The sequence below is a fragment of the Jatrophihabitans sp. GAS493 genome, assembly GCF_900230215.1.
Taxonomy (GTDB): domain Bacteria; phylum Actinomycetota; class Actinomycetes; order Mycobacteriales; family Jatrophihabitantaceae; genus MT45.
Window position 1 is genome coordinate 382,653 of sequence record NZ_LT907982.1, and the last position, 21,973, is coordinate 404,625.

The following is a 21,973-nucleotide window of genomic DNA, read 5'->3' on the forward strand; positions in this document are numbered from 1 at the left end:
GAGCGTCAATGCGCCACCAGCGGTTCAGCGCTCTCGCTGGGCGCAGAGCGGTGCTCGGCGAACTCGGCCCGGCTCGGGAAGAACATGAAGGCGACGGCCGCCCCGAGTAGTCCGGCCAGTCCGGCGAAGAACGAGGCGAAGTGCATCCCGTCGACGAAGGCGCTCTTGACATCGGCGACGAAGGCGCCGATCAGCGACTCGTCGTGCTGCTTCAACTCGGCGACGTCCGCCGGCGCGGATCCGGCCAGTTGGGCCCGATTCTGTAGAGCTGCGCCGGCGCTGCCGGCGAACTCGAGAGCCCCACCGATCGATTCGCTGGTGTCCTTGCGGACCAACGGGGTGACCTGCGCCGACTCGGGCAGCGTAGAGACGATCGAGACCGGCTGGTCGAGCTGGCTGGCCAGCGTGGCCGGAGTCGTCTCGCCCAGGTGGGTGCGGAACGAGACGGCCAGCAGCGAGCCGAGGAAGGCCACCCCGAGCGCTCCGGCGACCTGCCGCACGGTGTTGTTCACCGCCGAGCCGGCGCCGGCCTTCTCCCGCGGCACCGCGCTCATGATCGCGTTGGTGGCCGGCGTCATGGTCAGGCCCATCCCGGCTCCCATCGCGAACATAGCCATCTCAATGACCCACTGGGGCATCGTCTCGGTGGCGAATGAGTAGGAAATCATTGCACATCCGAAGAGCGTCAGTCCGAATCCGGTGACCAGTCTCGGTCCGAAACGGGCCGACAGGCGCGGAGCCAGCACGGAGGCGATCATCACCGCCGCCGCTACCGCGATCAGCGCCACACCGGCCGCCAGCGGGGTGTAACCGCGTACCGCCTGCAGGAAGTAGGCGAGATAGAAGGTGGAGCCCATCAGCGCGAAGAAGGTCATCGCCAGGGCGAAGGAGCCGGCCGCGAAGTGCCGGTTGGTGAAGAGCGTGACATCGATGGTCGGATGCGTGCTCCGCTTCTCCAGGTAGACGAAGAGGCCGAGTAGGGCGAGGCCGAGCAGAATCGCGCCGGAGGACTTCCAGCTCGTCCAGTCGTTGGTGTTGCCCCCCTCGATGACGCCGTAGACGAGGATCACCAGCGCCGCGATCGACAGCAGCACACCGAAGGGGTCGACCCGCTGCGGGCGGGGGTCTCGTGACTCGGGGACCAGGAAGAAGATGGCGACGACCCCGATGAGCACGATCGGCACGTTCACCAGAAAGACCGAACCCCACCAGAAGTACTTGAGCAGCGCCCCACCAGCGATCGGGCCGAGGGCGATCGCCATGCCCGAGGCCCCGGCCCAGATGCCGATCGCCTTGGGCCGCTCCTTCGGTTCGAAGACGTTCTGGATGATGGAGAGCGTCTGCGGCTGGACCGCCGCCGCGCCCACGCCCATCAGGGCCCGGAAGAGGATCAGCGTGGTCGGGGAGTTCGCGAACGAGCAGAGCGCGGAGGTGAGACCGAAGGCGGTCATGCCGAAGAAGAGCAACTTCTTGCGCCCGAAGCGGTCACCGGCGACGCCCATCGTGATGAGCAGGCCGGCGAAGACGAGTGCGTAGCTGTCCACCGCCCACTGCATCTGACTCTGCGAGGCGTCGAGATCGCCTTGGATGGTCCGTAGCGCCACATTGAGGATGGTGTTGTCCAGGATCACCACCAGCAGGCAGATGACGAGTACGGAGAGAATCAACCATCTACGTCGCTGAATTGTCTCGGCATTCACGGGGGATTCCTTCGTTCGTACCAGTGCGGTGGTATCGGGAAGAGATGTCGGAAGAGGTGTCGGGAGGAGGTGGCGACGAGGGGAGCGCGAACCGCAATTACGCTCCGGTAACGTATCGCAATTGACCAGCCTAACAGAGCCTTCCCGGCTAGTGGAGCTCGCTCTCGGCCTCGTCCCGATTCGCCTCGGCCAGCGCTCGCAGCTCCCGCACCTGGCCGAAGGCCAGCTCGCGGCCGGCCAGGTCGTGCAGCGACGTGATCGTGTCCAGCTGCTGCAGGCACTCCGGCGCCCGCCCGAGCAACCCGAATGCCTGGGCCTTCAGCCAGCTCGAGTACTCATCGGCCAGCTCCGTGGCCGCGAGCTCGTCGGCCAGTCGCAGCACCTCCTGCGGGTCGCCGGTGCGCAGGGCCAGCCGGGCCAGGAAGTCGGTGGCCCAGGCCCACTCCATCAGCTCTTCGGGCTGGGCACGCGCCATCCGCAGCGCCCCGGCCGCTGCTTCGAACTGGCCGGCGCCGAGTTCGCTGCGCCCCAGATCCAGCGCGGCCCGGGCCACGTCGGCCGGCTGCGGGTCGGGGTCGGCGAGGAGTTCGTCCAACTCCAGTCGGGCGAGCCGGGCATTGCGCACCGCCTTGGCCGTGGCCACGGCAGCGTCCTGGTAACCGGAGTGCTGGTAGCGCAGCGTCTGCGGCGGCAGCAGCCGAACCGTCAGCGGCTTCGCGTCGGCTCGCTCCAGGCGTTCATGCACCCGGCCGCGGTAGCGCAGCCCACCCCGACGGAATAGCTTCACCTCCGCCCGCGCGTCCAGGCCCCGGCTGTCCGCTCCGCCGCGGCTGCGGATCTCGACGGCGAAGGCGTCGACCTCGTCGGCCACCTGCAGCGCCGCCGTCAACGCAGCCGGGTCGACCTGCAGCGTCTCATCCGCATCGACGGCGAGAATCCACTCGGCCGTGGCGGCGTCGAGGGCGACGTTGCGCGCCCGGGCGAAGTCGTCCAGCCAGCGACCGGCGATCACGGTCGCACCGCAACCGGCCGCCACCTCCCGTGACGAATCCCGGGAGCCGGTGTCATGCACGATCACCTCGTCCACCACCCCGTGCAGCGAGGCCAGGCAGGCCGGTAGGCGCTCGGCCTCGTCGCGGACGATGAGACAGGCCGCGATCCTGGGCTCGGCCCGGCCGGCGGCCTCTCGGCCCGACCCCATCCGGTTACGCCTCGGTCGTCGGCGGCTCGTCCGCCGGGGCGCGCTGGGCGAAGTCGGCAAAAGCCTGCAGGTTGGCCAGCGACTCGCCGTTCTTGACCCGCCAGGCCCACTCGCGGCGGATCGAGGAACCGAACCCGATCTTGAGCAGGGTATTGAAGTTGTTGTCGGCGTACTCCAGCACGCTGCCCAGGATCCGGTCGATCTCCTCGGCGGTGACCGAATGCAGCGGGACGCGACCGGTTAGATACACGTCCCCGGTGTCGTCGATCGACCAGGAGACGGCATACAAACGCGCATTGTGACGCAGCAGAAAGCCATAGAACTGCTCCCGGTTCTCGTCCGGCTTGCGAACCACGAAGGCCTCGATGGAGAGCGCATGCTCGCCCACCGTGAGGATGCAGGCCGTCTTCAGCCGACGCTCGCCGGGGAGGTTGACCGCGAACTCAAGGTCGCTGATCCGCTCGAACTGCAGGCCGCCCTCGATCAGGGCCGCCTCGATGGTGGCGGCCACGGCCGACCGCTCCGCGGCCCGTCCGCCGGCCTTGGCTGAAGAGTCGCTCATCGCCGGCCGCTCATCCGATTCGCTGCGTGCGGGAGGCGAAGGAGTCGATCGCCTCGTGGTAGGCGCTCATCAGTTCGGCGGTGGTCCGCTCCCAGGAGAAGTGCTTGGCGTGCGGCCGCGATCCGGCGGCGAGTGCCGCCAACCGCGCCGGGTTGTCCAGCAGCCCGGAGAGGGCAGTGGCCCACTCCAGCGGGTCGTGACCGTCGACCAGCAGCCCCGACACACCGTGGTGTACGGCCGTGGGTAGGCCGCCGACCTCGGCCGCCAGCACCGGCGTTCCGCAGGCCTGCGACTCGAGGGCAACCAGACCGAAGGATTCGTTGTAACTGGGGACGACGGTGAGGTCGGCCGCCCGGTAGAGGTCGGCCAGCTCCTCACGTCCAGCCGGCGGGCGGAATTCGACGATGTCGGCGATGCCGAGGTCGGCGGCGAGTTTGGGGAGCCACTTCGGGTGGGCCAGTCCGGAGCCACTGGGTGCGCCGACGATCAGCGTCTTCACCGGCCGTTCGCGGTGCCGGGCGTCGAGCTGGGCCACCGCCCGTAGCAGCACGTCCGGGGCCTTCAACGGCTGGATGCGACCCACGAAGAGCAGCACCTGGGCCCGCGGATCAATTCCGAGGCGGCTCCGCGCTCCGGCCGCGCCACCGCCGGTGTCGGGGGTGAAGACCTCCAGATCCACCCCCGGCGGGACGATCGAGACCCGGGTCGGGTCGGCGTCGTACAACTCGACGAGGGCCTTCGCCTCGTCGGTGGTCGATGCGATGAGACGGTCGGACTCGGCGACCACCTGCTCCTCGCCGATGATCCGGGCCCGTGGCTCGGGCGGATCCCCTTCGGCCAGCGCCATGTTCTTGACCTTGCCCAGGGTGTGCGCGGAGTGCACGAGCGGCACGCCCCAGCGATCGCGGGCCAGCCAGCCGACCTGACCGCTGAGCCAGTAGTGCGAGTGGATCAGGTCGTACCAGCCGGAGTCGTGGAAGGCCTCGGCCCGCTGAACGGCCGCGGCGAAGGCGCACATCTGGGCCGGCAGGTCGTCCTTCCCCAGTCCCTCGAAGGGGCCGGCGACGACGTGACGGACGAGTACCCCGGGGCACATCTCCACGACCGGGAGCTGGTTGCTGGCGGTGGCCCGGGTGAAGATCTCGACCTGCACACCGGCCGCGGCCAGGCGGCGGGCCGTCTCGACGATGTAGACGTTCATGCCGCCGGCGTCGCCGCCGCCGGGGATGTCCAGCGGCGAGGTATGCACGCTGAGCATGGCAACTCGCCGCACACCGCCACCCTTCATCGGGCCCAGCGTCGATGCCGGACCCTTTGATCATGCCCGAGACCGGGTGAGTCCCGCCTGACGGATACCGGAGAATGTCCGCATGAGCAGGATTGCAGTGGTTACCGGGGCAAGCAGCGGCATCGGAGCGGCGACCGCCAAGAGGCTGGCCGCCGAGGGGTTTCAAGTCATCGCGGCGGCCCGTCGGCGGGAGCGCCTGGAGGAGCTGGCCGCCCAGAATCCCGGCATCGAAGCGGTCACGTTGGACGTGACGTCGACCGATTCGGTGGCGGCCCTGGCCGCTCGACTGGATGACGTCAGCGTGCTGGTGAACAACGCCGGCGGCGCGCTCGGCGTCGATACCGTGGCCGAGGCCGACCCGGCCGATTGGCAGCAGATGTATGAGACGAACGTCATCGGGGCACTGCGGGTGACGCAGGCCCTCATCCCGGCGCTGGAGCGTGGCGCGGGCGGCCACATCGTGCTCACCGGCTCGATCGCGGGGCACCTGGTCTACGAGGGCGGCGGCGGGTACACGGCGGCCAAGCACGCCGCATCGGCGATGGTGCAGACGCTGCGGCTGGAGCTGAACGGACGGCCGATCCGGGTCACCGAGATCGCGCCGGGGATGGTGGCGACGGAGGAGTTCTCGCTGGTCCGGCTGCGCGGGGACGCCGCCGCGGCCGCCCGGGTCTACGCCGGGGTGGACGCGCCGCTGACGGCCGACGACATCGCCGACTGCATCAGCTTCGCGGTAACCCGCCCGCCGCACGTCAACGTCGACCTGCTCGTAGTGAAGCCGATCGCCCAGGCCGCCCCGCACAAGGTCGCCCGGCGCAACTGAGTCAGAGGCCGGCCGCGGCAATGGTCCTGCACTATGTGCGCTGCGGTACCGAAGGTGCAGGAGCTTCGCCGATTAGGCTCAGGCCCGTGGCGAAATCCCCCAGGTTGGCGGCCGGACGGGCCCGCGCTCTCGGGGTCGCGACGCGGGGAACGACCAACCCGAACCGGCTGCGCCGGATGGATCGCTGGATCGGCGCCACCCTCGGCCCGTCGCTGCGTCAGCGAACCGACCCGCTGGTGATCGACCTCGGCTACGGCGCCACCCCGATCACCACCATCGAGTTGGCGGCCCGCCTGCCCGGCACGCGGGTGCTGGGCCTGGAGATCGACCCCGAGCGGGTGGCCGCAGCCCAGGCCAGTGCCGCACCGCCGGCGCTGGAGTTCGCCCGCGGCGGCTTCGAACTCGCCGGCCGCCGGCCCGATCTGGTGCGGGTGGCCAACGTGCTGCGCCAATACGACGAGCAGGCCGTCGCCGGGGCGTGGGCGGCGATGCAGGCGGCGCTGGCTCCGGGCGGGACGATCGTTGAGGGCACCTGCGACGAGATCGGCCGGTTGGCCAGCTGGGTCCGTCTGGACGCGACCGGCCCGCTCAGCCTGACCCTGGCCGCCAGCCTGGAGCATCTGGGACGGCCGAGCGATCTGGCGCCCCGGCTACCCAAGGCCCTGATCCACCGCAATGTCTCCGGCGAGGCCGTCAACGCCCTGCTCCACGAAGCGGACGCCGCCTGGGACGCCGCGGCACCGCTGGCGGTCTTCGGCGCTCGTCAGCGCTGGGTCGCGATGGCCGAGTCACTGGCCGAACGCTGGCCGCTGCTGGACCGCAGGCCCCGCTGGCGCCACGGGGAACTCACCGTCGCCTGGAGCGCGGTCGCTCCCCGTGGCACCGGCTCCGGAGGCGGCTAGCCGGTTCGCTCAGCTGGCCAGCCGCTCGCGCACCGCGCCCAGTCCGAGCGCCGCCGACTCCGGCAGGTAGGTGTGCAGGTGCGGACGCTGCCGGTCGTTCACGACGCGGGTCGAGCCGATCTCCAGCAGCAGGCGCTGTGCGTCGGCGGCGGAGGTCGCGGTGTAGGTGATCAGTTCCGAGTAACCGTGCACGAGCGCGGCACCGGCCAGATGGCTCAGCAGTTCCCGCCCGATTCCCTTGCCCTGCCACTTGTCCTCGACCAGGACGCCGGCATCGGCGGCGTCACCGGAGTGAAGGCGATCGGGTTCGGCGACGGCCATCGCCACGATGTCGCCCCGGGAGGTGACGGCCACGAAGCTGAGGCTGCTGCGAACCATCTGGTCCATCGCCAGCACCGACGGGCCCTTGCCGCCGGCCCGGAACCGGTCGAGCAGCGTGCTCGGCGAGCAGCGGGAGTGCATCGCGGCGACTGAGGAGAGCTCACGGGGGTGAACGGGGCGGATCGTCAGGGTGGTCCGCTCGACCCGAAGCAGCCACGGGTGCGGCACCAGGTCGACCAGTCCGGCGTGACGGCGAGCCGCCATGGCTGGACGCGCGAAACGATTGACCGCTACGGGGGCATTGGCTAGGCAAGTTGAGCGCATGAACAAACGCTCTCAGCGTCGCGTTACGGCGTTGTGTCCTCAGCCCAACTCTGCGTTACCGCAGCGAAAATTGAAGATGTCCAGAGGCGATGCGTGATCGGCTCGGCACGGTGCGTCTAGCGTGCGTCTAGCGATCCAATTGCAGCAGTACGCGATCATCCTCACCGAGCACCTGGACCCGGGCGATCTGCGCGATCGGCAGCTTCACGCTGGCCGTCGGGTCAGCAGTTGACTCCCCGGAGCGCTCGCTCCACCAGGCGGCCGAGAAACTGTGTCCGCTCCGGTCGGTGATGCGCAGCGTGTAGTCATACACCTCACCCGCCCTAGGGTCGGTCTCCGGCGCCGAGTTCGGCGGCGCTGGACGGTCGTAGTGGCACATCACCTCCACCCGGGTACCCCAATGCTCGGAGACCAGCCGGATCTGGGCGTGCACCGGACTGGCGACGACCTGGTCGAGGGCAACCGGGCGCGGCGCCGAAGCCCGCGGGGTCCACGGGGCGATCACGAGCACGGCGACCGCAGCCGCCGCCACGGCGAGCGCGCCGACCGCCACGGCAATCCTGCGCCGCCGACGCCGCGTTCGCTGCACCTGCCCGATCAGCGAGGCAAGCATGGTGTCGGGCAGCGGCGGCAGCTCGGGGCGTCCGGACGGGCGATCGGTGCTGGGCACCGTGTCGGCCGGCAGCCGCCCCAGCAGGCTGGGCATACCGGCCAACTCGGTGACCGCGGCCGAGCAGCGCGCACAACCACGCAGGTGCGTCTCGAAGTCACGGCGCTCCTGCGGCGAGAGAGCGCCCAGCACGTAGGCGGCATCCCAATCGGCGAAACGGTCGAAACCGCTGTCAGCTACGTCGCTCACCTAACTGGTCACCCCCATCTCCTGTAGTACGAGCCGCATCGCCCGCAGGCCATAGTGCAGCCGCGATTTCACGGTGCCCGCGGGTATCCCGGTCGCCGCCGCCACCTCGGCCGCCGTCTTACCGCGGTAATAGCACTCGACGATGACCTCACGGTGTTCGGCCGAGAGCCCGTCCAGCGCGTCGGCCACCAACCAGCGGTCCAGCGCGGCGTCGGCGTGATCTGCGGTCGGCTGCTCGGGCGGGGCGTCGGTGCTGACCTCGCGGCGCATTCGCGCGCTGCGCTGATCGTCGATCACGATGTTGCGGGCGACGGTGTAGAGCCAGGCCCCGACCGGACCGTCGCTCTGCTCCAGCACCTCCGGGCGCTTCCAGGCCCGCAGCAGCGTCTCCTGAACCACGTCCTGGGCTCGGATCGGGTCACTGGTCAGGCGGAGCGCGTAGCGCCACAGGGCGTCGGAGTACTCAGCGTGCAGCGCCCGCATCTGCTCGGCCTGCCGGTCGGCCACTCCAACTCCCGTCGCTGGCTCGCGCATGGTTGTGCTCCTCATTCCCTCCCGAATACGAGATGCGCCCGCATTTGGTTCAACCGCCGGCCGAATTGGCGGAATTCGGCTCAACCGGCCGCTGCGCCTGTGAGCTGGTGAGGAGACGCTCGCCAATTCGAACTCGGCTGAACCGTCGGCTGGGTGAACTCGTATGACCGGTGAAGGAGTACCTCATGTGTACTCCTTCGTCCGCATGCGAACACAGCACCGTTCGTCACCCCGACCCGATGGAGGACCAGCTTGACTGCCACCGAGATCAGCCGCCGAACCGTTCTACGTACCGGCGCCGCCGGTGCCCTAGGCCTCGGCGCCACCGCCGTGGTCGCCGCCTGCAGTTCCTCCGGTTCGGCGGCGGCCCCCTCCTCGGCCTCCTCTTCGGCCGCCGCTTCGACCTCCGCTTCAGACTCCGCTTCAGACTCCGCTTCAGCGTCAGCGCCGACCAGCGACGACTCCACGGCGGCCGCCTCCTCGGCCGGTGGCGGCACGCCCAGCGGGACGAAGGTCGCGGCGCTGTCGGCCGTGCCGGTGGGCGGGTCGGCCGCAGCGACGCTGGACGGAGCCCCGATCGTGCTCTGCCAGAAGACCGCCGGGACGGTGGTCGGGTTCAGCGCGATCTGCACTCACCAGGGCTGCACCGTGGCACCGAGCGGCACCAAGTACGACTGCCCTTGCCACGGATCGAGTTTCGACGCGGCCACCGGTCAGGTGCTGGGTGGTCCGGCTCAGAGTCCGCTACCCGCCCTCAAGGTGACCGTCGCCGACGGCGCGATCTACGCCGAGAAGGCCTGACGGTGGGGCCGACCGAGATCGGCGGCCTGCCGGCGCACATCCTGATCGTGCATGTCGTGATCGTCATGGTCCCGCTGGCGGCACTGCTGACCGTACTGAGCGCGGCCTGGCCGGCGGCGCGGCGCAAGCTGGGCATCCTGACCCTCATCGCTGCCCTCGCCGCGCTCATCTCGGTACCGCTCGCCACGCACGCCGGTGAGTGGCTGAAGGCCCGCGTCGGGGCGACGCCGCTGGTCGAGCGGCACGCCGACCTGGCCGATGGGCTGCTCCCGTGGGTGATCGGACTCTTCGTGGTGGCGGCCGGACAGTGGGCCTATCACCGCTTCTACGCCAACGCCCCGGCGGCGAGCAGGCGAGGAGCCGGAACCGCGATCACGGTGACGATCGCCGCGCTGGCGGTGATCGCTTCGGTGGGGGCGGTGGTCGAGGTCTATCGAATCGGTGAGTCAGGTTCGAAGGCGGTCTGGACCGGGTCCTTCAGCGCCGATCCGAAGTCGGGTAGCTAAGAGCCGAAGCCGACGACCCGCGGAGAAAACGGCGGGTCATTGCTCAGTGGCGTAGTGTGATTGCCTACGAAATCGGGGAGAGATCTCGGGAGCCGAGCCGCGCGGCGCGACCGGGGTCGGCGCGACGCGCGGTGACCGAACGCAAGACCTGACATCGAGCTCTAGCTAGTGTTATTAGCTTAATTTCGATCAGCGGTCCGCCCCCAGCCGATGTCCTCGGCCCTTATGAGATGACGGATCCCCCGTCCGTCCGTCCGAATCGAGAACTTCACAGTGAAGACATCTGTCCCCCGCAGATCAATGAGATTCCTCGTCGCGAGCGCGACCGTGCTCGTGTCCGTCGGCGCGCTCGGCTGCGCCGCCACCACCGCCACCGCCAGCACGGCCAGCACCGCCACCGCCACCGCCACCGCCACCGCCACCGCCACCGCCACCGCCACCGCCACCGCCACCGCCAGCCAGCGCTGTGCCACCGCTACCGTCTTCGTCGCCCGCGGCACCTACGAACCAGGCCTGCTCGGCAGCGTCGTCGGGGACCGCCTCGCGGCCACACTCAACTCGCGCCGAGACGGGTTCGCGTTTGAACCCGTCGACTACCCGGCCAGCTACTTCTTCGCCTCGTCGACGTTGATCGGCGCCACGGCCCTGGTCAGGGAGATCACCTCGGCCCTCACCGCCTGTCCCCACCAGCAGGTCGTCCTCTCCGGCTACTCGCAGGGCGCGGTGGTGGTCGACGACGTGCTCGGCTGGGACTTCACGCAGGCCCTCTTCGGCGGCCCGGCCTCGAGCCGACTGCCGGCTTGGGCCGCGTCTCACATCTCCGCCGTGGTGACCTTCGGCAACCCAATGGCGCTCTTCGACCGGCACATCGGCGGCCGGTACGCCAGCCGGGCCAAGGAGTACTGCGCCTCCGGCGATCCGATCTGTCAGCCATTCGGACTGAATCTGGCGGCCCACGTCTCCTATGGCAGCGACACCGGCGACGCCGCTTCGTTCATCCTGGCCCGCACCTCGATCTGACGGCGCGAACCCTGACGAGACTGCTACGAAGCGCTGCGACTGAGCAGGGCCTTGGTCACCGACGCCGAATGCGGGTCGAGCACGGTCGCCAACTCCACGTCCGATTGCTGGCTGAACGCGTTGAGGACGCTGCGCAGGCTCCGGGCCTGCTCACCGGATGCCGGCGTCTCGCTCTTCGCGGCCCAGAGAGTCATCGCGGCCAGCACCTGCATGGTGTTCGCGTCCTGAACCCGCTGAGCCCGCTCGTGCGCATCGCGCACGCCACGAGCGTAGGCACCGGGGACAGCCGTCGAGATGAGGAATCGGGCCAGCCGACCGGGCGGGAGGTTCATCGCCCCTGAGACAGTGCCGCCAATCAGCGCCCGACCAGCTGAGGCCACCGAATTACCGCCCATCAGACGCCGTGGCCGACGCCGTGGCCGACGAGCGGACTGGCGAGTGGCCTGATGAGCGGCGCCGGAAGTTCGGGGGTGAGTTCCTGCAGCCGCAGCCGGGCCAGCCTCTCCACCAACTCCGGGAGTGCGGGGGCGGGTGAACAGCAGAGCTGGACCCGGCACTCGTGCACCACATCGACGACGGCCAGTCGCGGAAGCGAGTTGTCGAATTCGGCGGTGAGCCGATCGATCACGTAGATGAAGGATTCGTCAGACACGGAAATTCATCACCTTGCTCAAAGAGGACGGGGGGACGGCGTCCTGGTCACGTTGATCCGACGAGATCGTTGCGTGCCTTCGCGGGAAGAACATACCTCCCCTGAGGCCGCGGTGGAAGCACTAAACCCCGGCCTATTCACGACAAACGGTGTTAGATCCAGGCCAATCGCCTGGACGCCACCGACCGCTCCGATGACGCATTCTGACGATCCCTTCAAGCCTGTGATACCCGCCACATTTTCGAAATTCCGTGGACTTCTAAAGCTTTCCAGGGAAACATTGTTTAGGCGGTACCTGGGGGTACAGCAAAGCAGCGCAGGGGCGGCAGCACCAGCCAGTTGTTTCGGGGGATTCGACTGGTTGACGCAGCGGTTGGTTGTTTCGGGGGATTCGACCAGCAGTTCAGGTTTCCAAACCTCGCGCGCTAGCAGCGCAAGACGCGGCCTGCGATCGACGAATGCCGATCGCAGGCCGCGTTCTGCTGTTCAGGGCCATTCTTCCGTCAGTTATTTGTTCATCGATTGAACTAGACATTCGAAGTAGAGGTCGCCGCGCTAGGGGCGGGACACCAATTCGCGAGATCGATAATTTGTCTAGTCAATGTTTTGACAGCCGTATTTTTTGACCGCCGCGACATTCGGTGATCGCAGGCTTCCGGTGGGTGCCACCCGGAGAAGTTGAAGGATTCACAGCGGCTATCGGCAATCGGCAAGCGGCTCACCCTCGACGAATGATGACCCTTTTCGACCCACGGGTGACGGTGGAGGAGGCCGCAGAGTCTGAGCTGCGGGAGAATCGGACCACCAGAGAGAGAAGCCAACATGCCGATGGTGCGGGTGCGGCGGGGCACCGTGAAGCGGTTGGTCAGTGGCAGCGTCGTCGTGACGATCGCTGTGCTCGGACTGGTAGCGATACCGCAATCCGCCGACGCCGCCGCCGCACCGATCACCCTGAGCAAGTCCGGCCCGGGCAGCGTCGTCGAGGGGGGCACCGCGACCTACCGCTTCACCGCCAGCAACCCAACGGCAGCAGCCGGCGGGGTGAACCAGTTCAATCTCTCCTTCACCGACGTGCTCGCGCCGGGCACCACCTACATCGGCGGTTCAACCACCCCAGCCCAGGAGGGCGACCCGACGATCAGCACCGATCCGGGCAGCGGCGCCCAGACGCTGACCTGGGTCAACCTCTTCGACCTGGCGCCGGCCGGCTCGGCCTCCTTCGGCTTCAGCGTGGCGATCGACAATTCAGTCTGGCCGGTCGACAGCACCTTCAGCGACACCGGAACGGCCTACGCCAGCAGCGACCCACGCGTCATCCCGTCCTTCGCGACCGGCGATCCGACGAGCGACCCTGCGGTCACCGCCTCGTCGCCGAGCACCGCCACCACCACCGTCACGGCGCTCGACGTGACCAAGGACGAGCCCAGTCCAGAGGCAAAGCTGCTGCGCGGCGTTCACGATCATCCCACCGTCTACACGCTGCAGTTCACCAACAGCAAGCTGGCCGCCACCGACAACGTCGTGGTGACCGACTATCTGCCCGCCTCACTGGAGTTCCTCGGTTGTGGCGGCGTGGACAACACCACCACCGGCCCGGAGTACCCAGGTTCCGGTGACCTGACCAGCACGCCGGCCGTCCCGTCGGACTGCCGCACAGCGACATCCGTCGAGACGGTGAGCGCGCCCGAGGGTTACCCGCCGGGCGTCTATACCAAGGTGTCCTGGAGCATCGGGGCGCTCACCCCCAATGAGGTCCTGACGATCAAGTACGCGGCCGGCATTCCGCTGCAGCAGAACACCACGGACTTCCCGGGCCCGGTGCCGTCGCCGGAGTCTCTCGGTCAGACCGCCAACCTGGACAACAACACCGGCCCGAGTACTCGCCAGAACGGCACCGCCGTCGGCCTCACCAACTATGTGAACGTCACCGGAGACTACGAGGGCACAGTGGCTGCGGGCGGCACGCCGGCGATCGACGTCACTCGAAGCCACACGGTAACCGCCAATGATTTACGGGTCATCAAGACGGTGACGCCGACCCAGTTCACCGCCGGCGGGCTGGCCACCTACGCCCTGAAGATCGACGGTAGCGAGTACACCAACAGCAGCATCGTCGTCACCGACACGCTGCCGAACGGGCTCTGCCCGCTGGACACCACCCGCAACTATGTGACCGGAGCTCCGGCCGAGTGCGCCGCCGGTGCGGTCGCGCCGTCTGTGCCGTACCAGTCGGTGACCCAGAATCCGGACGGGACCTTCACGGTCGTCTTCGATCCGATCACGGTGAATCACAACGCCAGCACCTCGATCACGTACCAGGCTCGTATGCGGTCGGTCTATACCGGTGGCTCCGCAGCCGGCCAACCAACGGTCGCCGGTGACTCATTCACCAACACTGCCACCGAGAGCGCCACCTCAACCCCGATCCTGGGCACGTCCGAGAGCGGTGAGGCCACCATCACCGACTCCAGCAGCGCAACCCTCTCCAGCCAGGGTGGGGTACTGACGAAGCTGATCCAGCCCCGCACCGCCGCACAGGACTGTTCGACCAATAGTTACGCGGACTCCGACACCCTCACCGACGCCCAGACCACCTTCATGAAGGGCGACCGGGTCTGCTTCCAGATCGAACTCGCCTACTCGACCGAGAACCCGACCCGGAACTCGATCATCAGCGACATCCTCCCGCTGGACCTGGCCTACGAGGCAGCCTCCTTCACGATTGGCCCGGGCAACAACATCCCGGCCGGCCAGATCAACTTCAGCAACGCGCCCAATGAACTCACCTGGCAACTTGGGGCGAACCAGCCCGACGGGTCGAAGGTGCTCGTCCCGGGCTCGGTCTTCGTCGCCCGGTTCAGTGCCATCGTCACCGCATCTGCCCCGGGCACAACGCTGCTGCGCACCCACAACGACGCCAAGTCACGGGCCAACAACACCGCCGGAGCGGCCGGCGCGCAGCGAGCCTCGGTCGACTTCGATATCGCCCCGGCCTCGCCCGTCGCCATCAGCAAGGGCGTCGACTCGGTCAACGGAGCCACCGCGGGTGGCGGCGGTCCGAACGTCGACCACGTGCTCGTTCAGGAGGAGGACCAGGTCGTCTTCCGGGTCGACGTGACCAACAATTCGCCGACCAGCGAACCCGGCGGTGGTGCGATTCAGAGCGTCAATGCCTGGGATGTGCTGCCGGTTGGGATCAGCTGCGCCCAGGTCAGCGCGATCACGGACGGCGGCGCGTGTACCGACCCCGGTGCGGGCGGACAACCGATTTTCGCCGACTCGGCCACCCGCAGCGCCATCGTCTGGGTCCGGCCGCCGAGCGAGGTACTCCCCCCGGGCGCCAGCGCGACTTACCGCTACACCATCACCATCCCGGACGGCATCGGAGCCGACGAGGACCTCGTCAACACCGCCTACCTGCGCTCCTACGACGCCGTGACGAACGTCCCCGGGTCGACCTCGACCTACTACCCGAAGAGCAATATCGACACCAGCGTCCCGGCGGCCGATCAGCAGGCGCCGGCGGCCAGCGACCCGTCCGATGTGTACCTGGCCCCGGTCGCGCAGACCAAGACGGTTACCTCCGCCGTCGATGAGGCCGGCAACGTCGGCGGCGAAGCGGCTCCTGGTGGCGCCTCAACCCAGGCGACCATCGGCGAACTCGTCACCTTCACGGTGAACACCGACGTTCCGGCGCACAGCACGGTCTACAACGGCATCGTGACCGACCCGCTCCCGACCGGGCTGGCCCTGGTGTCGGCGACCGCCGCCTACTCCCCCGACGCCGGGAATGTGCCGGCAAACCAAGCGCTTCCGGCCGGCGTCACCTTCAACTCGGCCACGGCCACGCTCACCCTGCCGCCCGTCTACGACAACACCGGCAGCACCGCCCGGCGGTACGCGATCACGATCCTGGCCCGCGTCACGAACGCCCCCACAGACGCCGCCGGGGCGTCCCTGACCAACACCTCCGCCTTCAGCAGCACCGCACCGCCCGGCGGCAGCGCCCCGGCTGACGTGGCGGCCAGCGCCAACGTCGTCATCGTGGAGCCGTCACCGAACATCACCAAGTCCGCGAACCCGACGAGGGTGATCGGCGGCCAGCGGGTCACCTACACCCTCACCGCGTCGAACCCCGCCGGGAGCTCGGTGCTGCACGACGGCTGGGTCGTCGACTGTCTGCCGGTCGGGCTCACCTTCGTCGCCTACGGAACGCCCGGGCAGGGCAGCACCGTTGCGGCCACCGCCGGCGATGGCGCGAACTGCGCGAGCAACACCACCCAGATCGAGTGGAACGTCGGCGATCTCGCGCCCGGCGCCTCGAGCACGCTGCCCTACACCGCGACGGTGACCGCCGACGCGACCGGCCTACAGACCTTCACCAACACAGCGACGATCACCGGCAATTCGCTGGCCGGCACCCGCCCGACCCCGGCGAACCCGGGTAACCCCGACGGACGCCCGTACAGCAAGTCGACCACCAGCAAGGTCACCGTGCTCGGGGCCGACATCACCAAATCGGTCACGCCGACCATCGCCACGATCGGCCAGACGGTGACCTACACCGTCACCCTCATCGCCAGCCCGAACATCAGCTACTTCAACGCCTCCGTGCTGGATACACTCCCGGCGGGTATCGACGGCTCCTCGGTGCAGTTGCAGACGATCCAGTGCGGCTCCTCCGACGGAACGCCGTGTGATCTCACCTCGGCCGCACCGTTGCCGGCGGTCGCGCAGAGCAACGGCACGACCAAGATCGGTTTCTACTTCGGTGATGTCATCGGTGCTCCCCGGGCCCGGGCGGTGACGATCACCTATACCGCCCGAGTCGCCGACGTCGCCGCCGCCAAGGCCGGAGCGACCCTGGTCAACAGCGCGACGGTGGCCTGGAACAGCAGCCACCAGACCCCGCCGGCCAACGCCGCCGCGACCTTCAACAAGCGGTCGGCCGCGGTGGCCACGGCCCCGGTGACGGTGGTCGAGCCGAGCATGACGATCAGCAAGACGGTGAGTGACAGCACCGTCGAGCCGGGACAGAGCGTCGACTATTCGGTGACCGCCCGAAACGCCACCGGCACCTTCGTCAGCGACGCGTACAACGTCAAGGTGGTCGATACGATCCCGGCCGGAGTTGTGGTCACCCCGGCCACCATCTCCGGCGGCGGTGTTCTGGCCGGGACGACGGCCGGGGCCGGGGGCACCATCACCTGGAGCGTCCCCGGACCCCTGGCACCCGGAGCCTCGACGTCCTTCACCTACAGCGCCGTGCTGGCTCCCTCGGCCGGGCTGAGCACCGCCGCGCAGGTCAACTCAGCGGCCGTCACCTCCTACGCCTCGCTGCCCAGCGGCGGCCGGGTCTACCCGGCCAGTCCGGCGGCGACGGCCAGCATCACCCCGGCCTTCCCGCACATCGTGGCGGCGAAGACGACTCCCGGCGGTGGCACGGCGTACATCGGTGAGCCCTTCAACTGGCAGGTGACCCTCACCAACAGCGGCGCCGGCACGGCGTACCACGTCAGCGCCGTCGACGTGATGCCGCCGAACTGGACCTACGACAACGACAGCGCCCGGGTCTCGGTCAACGGCGCCGCCGCCACCATGGTCGAACCGACCCTCAGCGGTGACCCGCAGACCCTGACCTGGAGCGATCTCGGGACGCTTGCCCCGGGCGGGTCTCTCACCATCAACTACTCCGCCGTTCCCGGCGATGACGTCGTGCTCAACCCGGGCGTCGGCTTCAACGTGAGCGACATCAACGAGGCCACTCCCGGCGCGCAGGACGCGACGGGCGCGTCCGGCAACCGGACCGCCTCCTACGGCGGCCCGTCGGTGAATGCGGTGGGGCGCATCGCCTCGGCCGATGTGACGATGACCAAGACCGCCGGGGCCAGCCCGATCGCCGGCCAGTCGGGGAGTTGGACACTGGTCGTGAAGAACGTCGGACCGGACGTCGCGGTCGGACCGTTCACCGTCACCGATCCGTTCAACTCCCCGCCACCGGCCGGCGTCAGCGCAGTCACCGCCTCCGGTGCCGGCTGGAGCTGCACCGGCGCCCCGCCGGCCAACTGTGTCCGCAGCGACCCGTCGGAGACCCTGGCCGTCGGCGCCAGCTTCCCGCCCATTACGGTCGGCTACCACGTCGCGCCGAGCGTGGCCGACGACACCGAGTTCACCAACTCGGCCACCGTGGTCAACCGCACCTACGATCCGCAGTTGGTGAACAACACCGACGAGGCGACCACCACCGTCACCGCCTCGGCTGACCTCGCGATCAGCAAGACACTGAGCGGCAGCGGGATCGTGCCGGGCGAGACGGCCACCTACAACATCGCCGTGACCAACCTCGGGCCCTCACAGTCGGCCGGGCCGTTCGTCATCACCGACACGCTGCCGACGGGCACAACGTTCGTTTCGGCCGCCGGAATCGGCTGGAACTGCGACCCGATCGCCGCAGGAACCGTCGGGGCGACCCTCACCTGTACCCACGCGACGAGCCTGCCGGTCGGTATCTCGACGCGCGGTATCTCGGTCACCGTCGGGGTCCCGGCGGCCCAGACCGGTGCCGTCACCAACACCGCCCGGATCAGCTCCACCACGACCACCGACCCGAACCCGGCCAACGACACGGCGACGGTGACGACCACGCCGACCCCCCTCGACGACCTGACGATCCAGAAGAGTCACGACGGAACGTTCGTCGACGGGACCGACCAGAGCTACACGCTCACCGTGGCCAACTTCGGCCCGTCGGATGCCGCCGATGCGACGATCATCGACACGCTGCCGGCCGGGCTGGCGTTCCTGCCGTCGGGCAACGCGGACTGGAGCTGCTCGGCGGCCGGGCAGCGGGTCACCTGTGTCCATGCCGCGCCGCTGCCCGCGGACGCTACGAGCTCGGTGACCCTCAACGTTCGCGTCGATGCCTCCGCCGTGCTGCCGATCATCAACCTGGCCGTGGTCAGCGGAACCACCCCGGACTCCAACCCGACGAACAACGCCGACGACGACAACACCGACATCACCCGCGAGGCCGACCTGGCCATCGACAAGCACCACACCGGCAGCGCGACGGCCGGGGGTGCGTTCAGCTACCTGCTGACCGTCACCAATAACGGGCCCTCGACGATCCCGGGGACGGTGACGGCCAGCGACCCGATTCCGTCCGGGATGACCTACGACGCCGCCAACCCGGCCACCGGCACCGGCTGGGTCTGCGCCTACGGAGCGGTCACCAAGGTCGTCACCTGCACGCTGGCGAGCGGCCTGGCGGCGGGAGACACGGCCCCTGACATCACGGTGAACGTCATCGTCGACCACGCCAACGGCTCCGGCACGATCGTCAACTCGGCCAGCGTCCGCAGCGACACCGACGACTCGGATCTGACCAACAACTCCGACGACGACCCGACGACGATCGTCGTGGATACCAATGTTGCATTGACGAAGACGTTGGAGACGGCGACTCCGGTACTGGCCGGCAGCGACGTCACCTTCACCCTTCAGGCCAGTAATGCCGGCCCGAGCGATGCCCGCGTGGTGGTGGTCACCGACGTGCTCCCCGACCACCTCAGCTACGTCTCGGCGACCGGCAGCGGCTGGGGCTGCGTGGCCCACGGCCAGGACGTCATCTGTACCCGGGCCGTCCTCACGGCGGACCCACCCGGCCCGACCGCACCACCGATCACGCTGGTGGCCAAGGTCGACCCCGCGACCCCGTTCGATCCGCCGGGCAGCACCACCGTGCTGGTGAACAACGCGTTCGTGAACACCGTGTCGCCGGGGACGCCGACGAACCCGGCGCCGGTACCGGTTCCGGTGATCGCGCAGGCCAATCTGGAGCTGACCAAGACTCCGAGCACCGCGACACCGGTCGCCGGTACGACCTTCCGTTGGACGCTGAGCGCCAAGAACAATGGGCCGAGCGATGCCGCCGGGCCACTCACCATCACCGACACCCTTCCGGCTTACCAGTCCTACGTCGCCAACATCGGCGGCTGGACCTGCGACGCGGGTGCGGCCCCGGCGACGCCGACCGATCGGCAGACGGTGACCTGCACGATCCCGTCCGGGCTCGCAGTCGGCGGCACGGCTCCGTCACTGGTGCTGCTGGTCCGCCTCGACGCGTCGTCACCGGCCGGGACCGTGGTCAACACCGCCGACGTCTCGTCGCCGACCCCGGATGCCAACGGCGCCCCGAGCCACGCGACGGGAACGGGAACGATCGACGTCAAGCGGACGGCGAACCTGACGATCGTCAAGTCACACTCCGGCCACGGCGTCGTCGGCGCTCCGCTCGGCTTCCTGATCCAGGTGCACAACGACGGCCCGTCGGACGCCGACCGGATCGTCGTCACCGATCCCCTGCCGGATGGTCTCTCCTACGTCTCCGGAGTCGGCACCGGGTGGACGTGTATCGGCCCGCAGGACAACGTCGTCTGCGCCCTGGCCGGGACGCTGGCCAGCGGTGAGGACGCGCCACCGCTGACCGTCACCGCGACGGTCGGCGCCGCGGCCTATGCCAGCACGACCAACATCGCGACGGTCTCCTCCGCCGACCCGGACGTGCCCGGCTCGGCGCGTGACGACGACACGGTGATCGTCGACCCGGACGCCGACCTGGCGTTGGCCAAGCGGCACACCAACGCCTTCGTCTCCGGTTCGAACGGCACGTACCAGTTGGTCGTCTCCAACGGTGGCCCGACGGCGGCGCCGGGGCCGATCACGCTGACCGACCCGCTACCGCCCGGCCTCAGCTATGTCTCGGCGACCGGGATCGGCTGGACCTGCGCCGCCCCCGGTAACACGGTGACCTGCAGGCACGCCGATCCGATCCCGGCCGGCGGTTCGTCGAGCATCACGTTGACCGTGAAGATCGACGACGCGGCGATCCCGTCCGTGCTGAACACGGCGACGGTGAGTGGCCCCGGCAGTCCGGATGCATCGGCCAGCGACACGGCTCCGGTCGCCGGCGCGGCGGTGGACGCGACCTCGACCAGCGACAACCCGGGTGGTGCGGAGTTGGCGGCCACCGGGGACCCGGTGCTCACCCAGTTGCTAGCCGCGCTGGGTCTGCTGGCTCTGGGCCTGCTGGCCGTCTGGACCGCCCGGCGCCGGACCGACTGACCGGCTGACCGGCTGACCGGCTGACCGGCTGACCGGCTGGGTCAGCCGACCGCTGCCAGTTTGCGGTGGCGCACGCCGCGGTACTCGTCGAAGAGCGTGATGATCAGCGACAACAGCAGCAGCACGAAGAGCGCCGCCGCGACGTTGACGTGCCGATCGCGCCCGAGCCAGTAGAGCAACTCGAAGATCACGGCGTTGACGACAACGATCGCGGCGAACCGTTTGATCAGCGACAGCGGTAGCCGGCCCGTCGAGGCCAGCAGTTCGGTGACCACCCCGTTGAGCACCACTACGACCACCACGACGATGGCCAGATCGATCGAGCGCAGCGACGTCGGCACGATGTTGGCGAAGATCACCAGGATCATGCTGATGAGCACGGCCTTCTCACCGGTTGCCAGGAGCCAGTCGCGCCGGTCTTCGGGGACGTTCTCCGACGGCGGTGCGTCCACCCGGACGCGGGGTCGCCAGTCGGGTGCCGGAGCCCGGCGGCGCACCTCTACGACGAAGACGGTGAGCACCACCGCGAGCAGCGCGAAGAGCACGGTGGCCAGAACGGGGTGCGCGGCGATCTCGTCGGTGGCGTCCAGCTTGGCGATGTGGATCCACCACTCCTGGGGCAACTTGATGACGACCCAGATGAAGGCGGCACCCCAGAGCAGCTGGCGATGCGACAGGCGACGCGGGTCCCAGAAGACGCGTACCGCTTCGTAGGCGATGAAGAAGTACTCGAACGTGTTGGGGAATACGAACAGCAGCCAGTTCTGGCCGGAGAGTTCGAAGGCGAGCACCCCGACGAGGCGGTAGTACCAGAGGAACTGAGCGATGCGGAAGGCGAACGGGTCGTCCCAGTTGCGCATCGTGGCGGTGTAGGCGATGACCAGGTAGTAGATGTCCAGGGCCTTGTCGTAGCTCTGGTACACGCCGAGCACCTGGGTGACGTGAAACGCCTGGAAGATCGTCTGGTCGACGCCGTCGATGATCAGGGCGGCCACGATGGCCGGCAACGGGTAGCGCGGGATGAACAGCGGCACAACCAGCCGGGCCAGCACCACCGCCAGGAATACGAGGTGCTGCGTCGAGGTCATCCGGTGAATCTAGCGGGAGGCCGCGCGTGGCTGGGCGCAGCCGGGCCCGCAGCAGCGCAACTGCGGCCGCATGACTGCGGACCGGACGTGCGCGACGACGGGCGGCGATCAGCCGTGCCGGGCCGAACTCGAGCCGGCGCACAGGTAGGCTACGACCTGCAAGTAGGGGCCCCTAGCTCAGTTGGTAGAGCAGCGGACTTTTAATCCGCGGGTCGTCGGTTCGAGCCCGACGGGGCCCACCCACCCGATAACTCAGGCCCATGTGTAGT

General features: G+C 68.8%; 16 protein-coding genes and 1 tRNA gene. 7 read left to right on the forward strand and 10 right to left on the reverse strand.

Going from position 1 to position 21,973, the window contains the following annotated elements; all coding sequences use genetic code 11:
- Positions 1-5: 5 nt before the first annotated feature.
- From CPH63_RS01720 to mshA, 4 genes are all read right to left on the reverse strand, one after another.
- Positions 6-1,667: an MFS transporter gene (locus tag CPH63_RS01720; RefSeq protein WP_157749207.1), complete on the reverse strand. Its 1,662-nt coding sequence runs from the start codon at positions 1,665-1,667 to the stop codon at positions 6-8.
- 181 nt (positions 1,668-1,848) lie between these two features.
- Positions 1,849-2,901 (reverse strand): glycosyltransferase, encoded by a 1,053-nt coding sequence (locus CPH63_RS01725; RefSeq protein WP_096301294.1) that lies wholly within the window; start codon positions 2,899-2,901, stop codon positions 1,849-1,851.
- Positions 2,902-2,905: 4 nt separating this feature from the next.
- Positions 2,906-3,463: a YbjN domain-containing protein gene (locus tag CPH63_RS01730; protein ID WP_096301295.1), complete on the reverse strand. Its 558-nt coding sequence runs from the start codon at positions 3,461-3,463 to the stop codon at positions 2,906-2,908.
- A gap of 10 nt (positions 3,464-3,473) precedes the next feature.
- Entirely contained in the window at positions 3,474-4,751 is a 1,278-nt protein-coding gene (gene mshA / locus CPH63_RS01735; protein WP_096301296.1) for a D-inositol-3-phosphate glycosyltransferase, read from the reverse strand.
- Between the two features lie 82 nt (positions 4,752-4,833).
- On the opposite strand from mshA, the gene CPH63_RS01740 reads away from it, so the two are divergent.
- Positions 4,834-5,574, forward strand: a complete 741-nt coding sequence (locus CPH63_RS01740) for an SDR family NAD(P)-dependent oxidoreductase (RefSeq protein WP_096301297.1) — start codon at positions 4,834-4,836, stop codon at positions 5,572-5,574.
- A gap of 104 nt (positions 5,575-5,678) precedes the next feature.
- Positions 5,679-6,476, forward strand: a complete 798-nt coding sequence (locus CPH63_RS01745) for a class I SAM-dependent methyltransferase (RefSeq protein ID WP_206745684.1) — start codon at positions 5,679-5,681, stop codon at positions 6,474-6,476.
- Between the two features lie 9 nt (positions 6,477-6,485).
- On the opposite strand, the gene CPH63_RS01750 is transcribed toward CPH63_RS01745, so the two are convergent.
- The 3 genes from CPH63_RS01750 to CPH63_RS01760 form a co-directional block, all read right to left on the reverse strand.
- Positions 6,486-7,061, reverse strand: a complete 576-nt coding sequence (locus CPH63_RS01750; protein WP_157749208.1) for a GNAT family N-acetyltransferase — start codon at positions 7,059-7,061, stop codon at positions 6,486-6,488.
- Between the two features lie 187 nt (positions 7,062-7,248).
- Entirely contained in the window at positions 7,249-7,980 is a 732-nt protein-coding gene (locus CPH63_RS01755; RefSeq protein ID WP_096301300.1) for an anti-sigma factor, read from the reverse strand.
- A complete protein-coding gene (locus CPH63_RS01760) occupies positions 7,981-8,487 on the reverse strand; it encodes a sigma-70 family RNA polymerase sigma factor (protein WP_371364823.1) in 507 nt (168 codons plus the stop codon).
- Between the two features lie 279 nt (positions 8,488-8,766).
- On the opposite strand from CPH63_RS01760, the gene CPH63_RS01765 reads away from it, so the two are divergent.
- The 3 genes from CPH63_RS01765 to CPH63_RS01775 all read left to right on the forward strand — a co-directional run bounded on the left by CPH63_RS01765 (position 8,767) and on the right by CPH63_RS01775 (position 10,841).
- On the forward strand, positions 8,767-9,315 hold the full coding sequence (locus tag CPH63_RS01765; protein WP_206745629.1) for a Rieske (2Fe-2S) protein: 549 nt from the start codon (positions 8,767-8,769) through the stop codon (positions 9,313-9,315).
- Positions 9,316-9,317: 2 nt separating this feature from the next.
- Entirely contained in the window at positions 9,318-9,821 is a 504-nt protein-coding gene (locus tag CPH63_RS01770; RefSeq protein ID WP_172892143.1) for a DUF2231 domain-containing protein, read from the forward strand.
- Positions 9,822-10,121: 300 nt separating this feature from the next.
- Positions 10,122-10,841, forward strand: coding sequence for a cutinase family protein (locus CPH63_RS01775; protein ID WP_096301302.1), 720 nt, complete (start codon positions 10,122-10,124; stop codon positions 10,839-10,841).
- A 23-nt stretch (positions 10,842-10,864) separates the two neighbouring features.
- Here the strand turns inward: CPH63_RS01775 and CPH63_RS01780 are convergent, their stop codons facing one another.
- Entirely contained in the window at positions 10,865-11,173 is a 309-nt protein-coding gene (locus tag CPH63_RS01780; RefSeq protein ID WP_096301303.1) for a hypothetical protein, read from the reverse strand.
- 62 nt (positions 11,174-11,235) lie between these two features.
- A complete protein-coding gene (locus CPH63_RS01785) occupies positions 11,236-11,493 on the reverse strand; it encodes a hypothetical protein (RefSeq protein WP_096301304.1) in 258 nt (85 codons plus the stop codon).
- 822 nt (positions 11,494-12,315) lie between these two features.
- Here CPH63_RS01785 and CPH63_RS01790 point away from each other — a divergent pair.
- Positions 12,316-20,616 carry a DUF11 domain-containing protein gene (locus tag CPH63_RS01790; protein WP_096301305.1) on the forward strand — a complete coding sequence of 2,767 codons (8,301 nt, stop codon included), beginning with the start codon at positions 12,316-12,318 and terminating at the stop codon, positions 20,614-20,616.
- A 41-nt stretch (positions 20,617-20,657) separates the two neighbouring features.
- On the opposite strand, the gene CPH63_RS01795 is transcribed toward CPH63_RS01790, so the two are convergent.
- Positions 20,658-21,704, reverse strand: coding sequence for a hypothetical protein (locus CPH63_RS01795; protein WP_096301306.1), 1,047 nt, complete (start codon positions 21,702-21,704; stop codon positions 20,658-20,660).
- Positions 21,705-21,870: 166 nt separating this feature from the next.
- On the opposite strand from CPH63_RS01795, the gene CPH63_RS01800 reads away from it, so the two are divergent.
- A tRNA-Lys gene (locus CPH63_RS01800) sits at positions 21,871-21,943 on the forward strand.
- Positions 21,944-21,973 lie beyond the last annotated feature (30 nt).

Coding starts and splice junctions, on each gene's coding strand:
- CPH63_RS01725 (WP_096301294.1), bottom strand. CDS start 2,901: ATGGGGTCGGGCCGAGAGGCCGCCGGCCGGGCCGAGCCCAGGATCGCG.
- CPH63_RS01730 (WP_096301295.1), bottom strand. CDS start 3,463: ATGAGCGACTCTTCAGCCAAGGCCGGCGGACGGGCCGCGGAGCGGTCG.
- mshA (WP_096301296.1), bottom strand. CDS start 4,751: ATGAAGGGTGGCGGTGTGCGGCGAGTTGCCATGCTCAGCGTGCATACC.
- CPH63_RS01740 (WP_096301297.1), top strand. CDS start 4,834: ATGAGCAGGATTGCAGTGGTTACCGGGGCAAGCAGCGGCATCGGAGCG.
- CPH63_RS01750 (WP_157749208.1), bottom strand. CDS start 7,061: ATGGCGGCTCGCCGTCACGCCGGACTGGTCGACCTGGTGCCGCACCCG.
- CPH63_RS01775 (WP_096301302.1), top strand. CDS start 10,122: ATGAGATTCCTCGTCGCGAGCGCGACCGTGCTCGTGTCCGTCGGCGCG.
- CPH63_RS01780 (WP_096301303.1), bottom strand. CDS start 11,173: ATGAACCTCCCGCCCGGTCGGCTGGCCCGATTCCTCATCTCGACGGCT.
- CPH63_RS01790 (WP_096301305.1), top strand. CDS start 12,316: ATGCCGATGGTGCGGGTGCGGCGGGGCACCGTGAAGCGGTTGGTCAGT.
- CPH63_RS01795 (WP_096301306.1), bottom strand. CDS start 21,704: ATGACCTCGACGCAGCACCTCGTATTCCTGGCGGTGGTGCTGGCCCGG.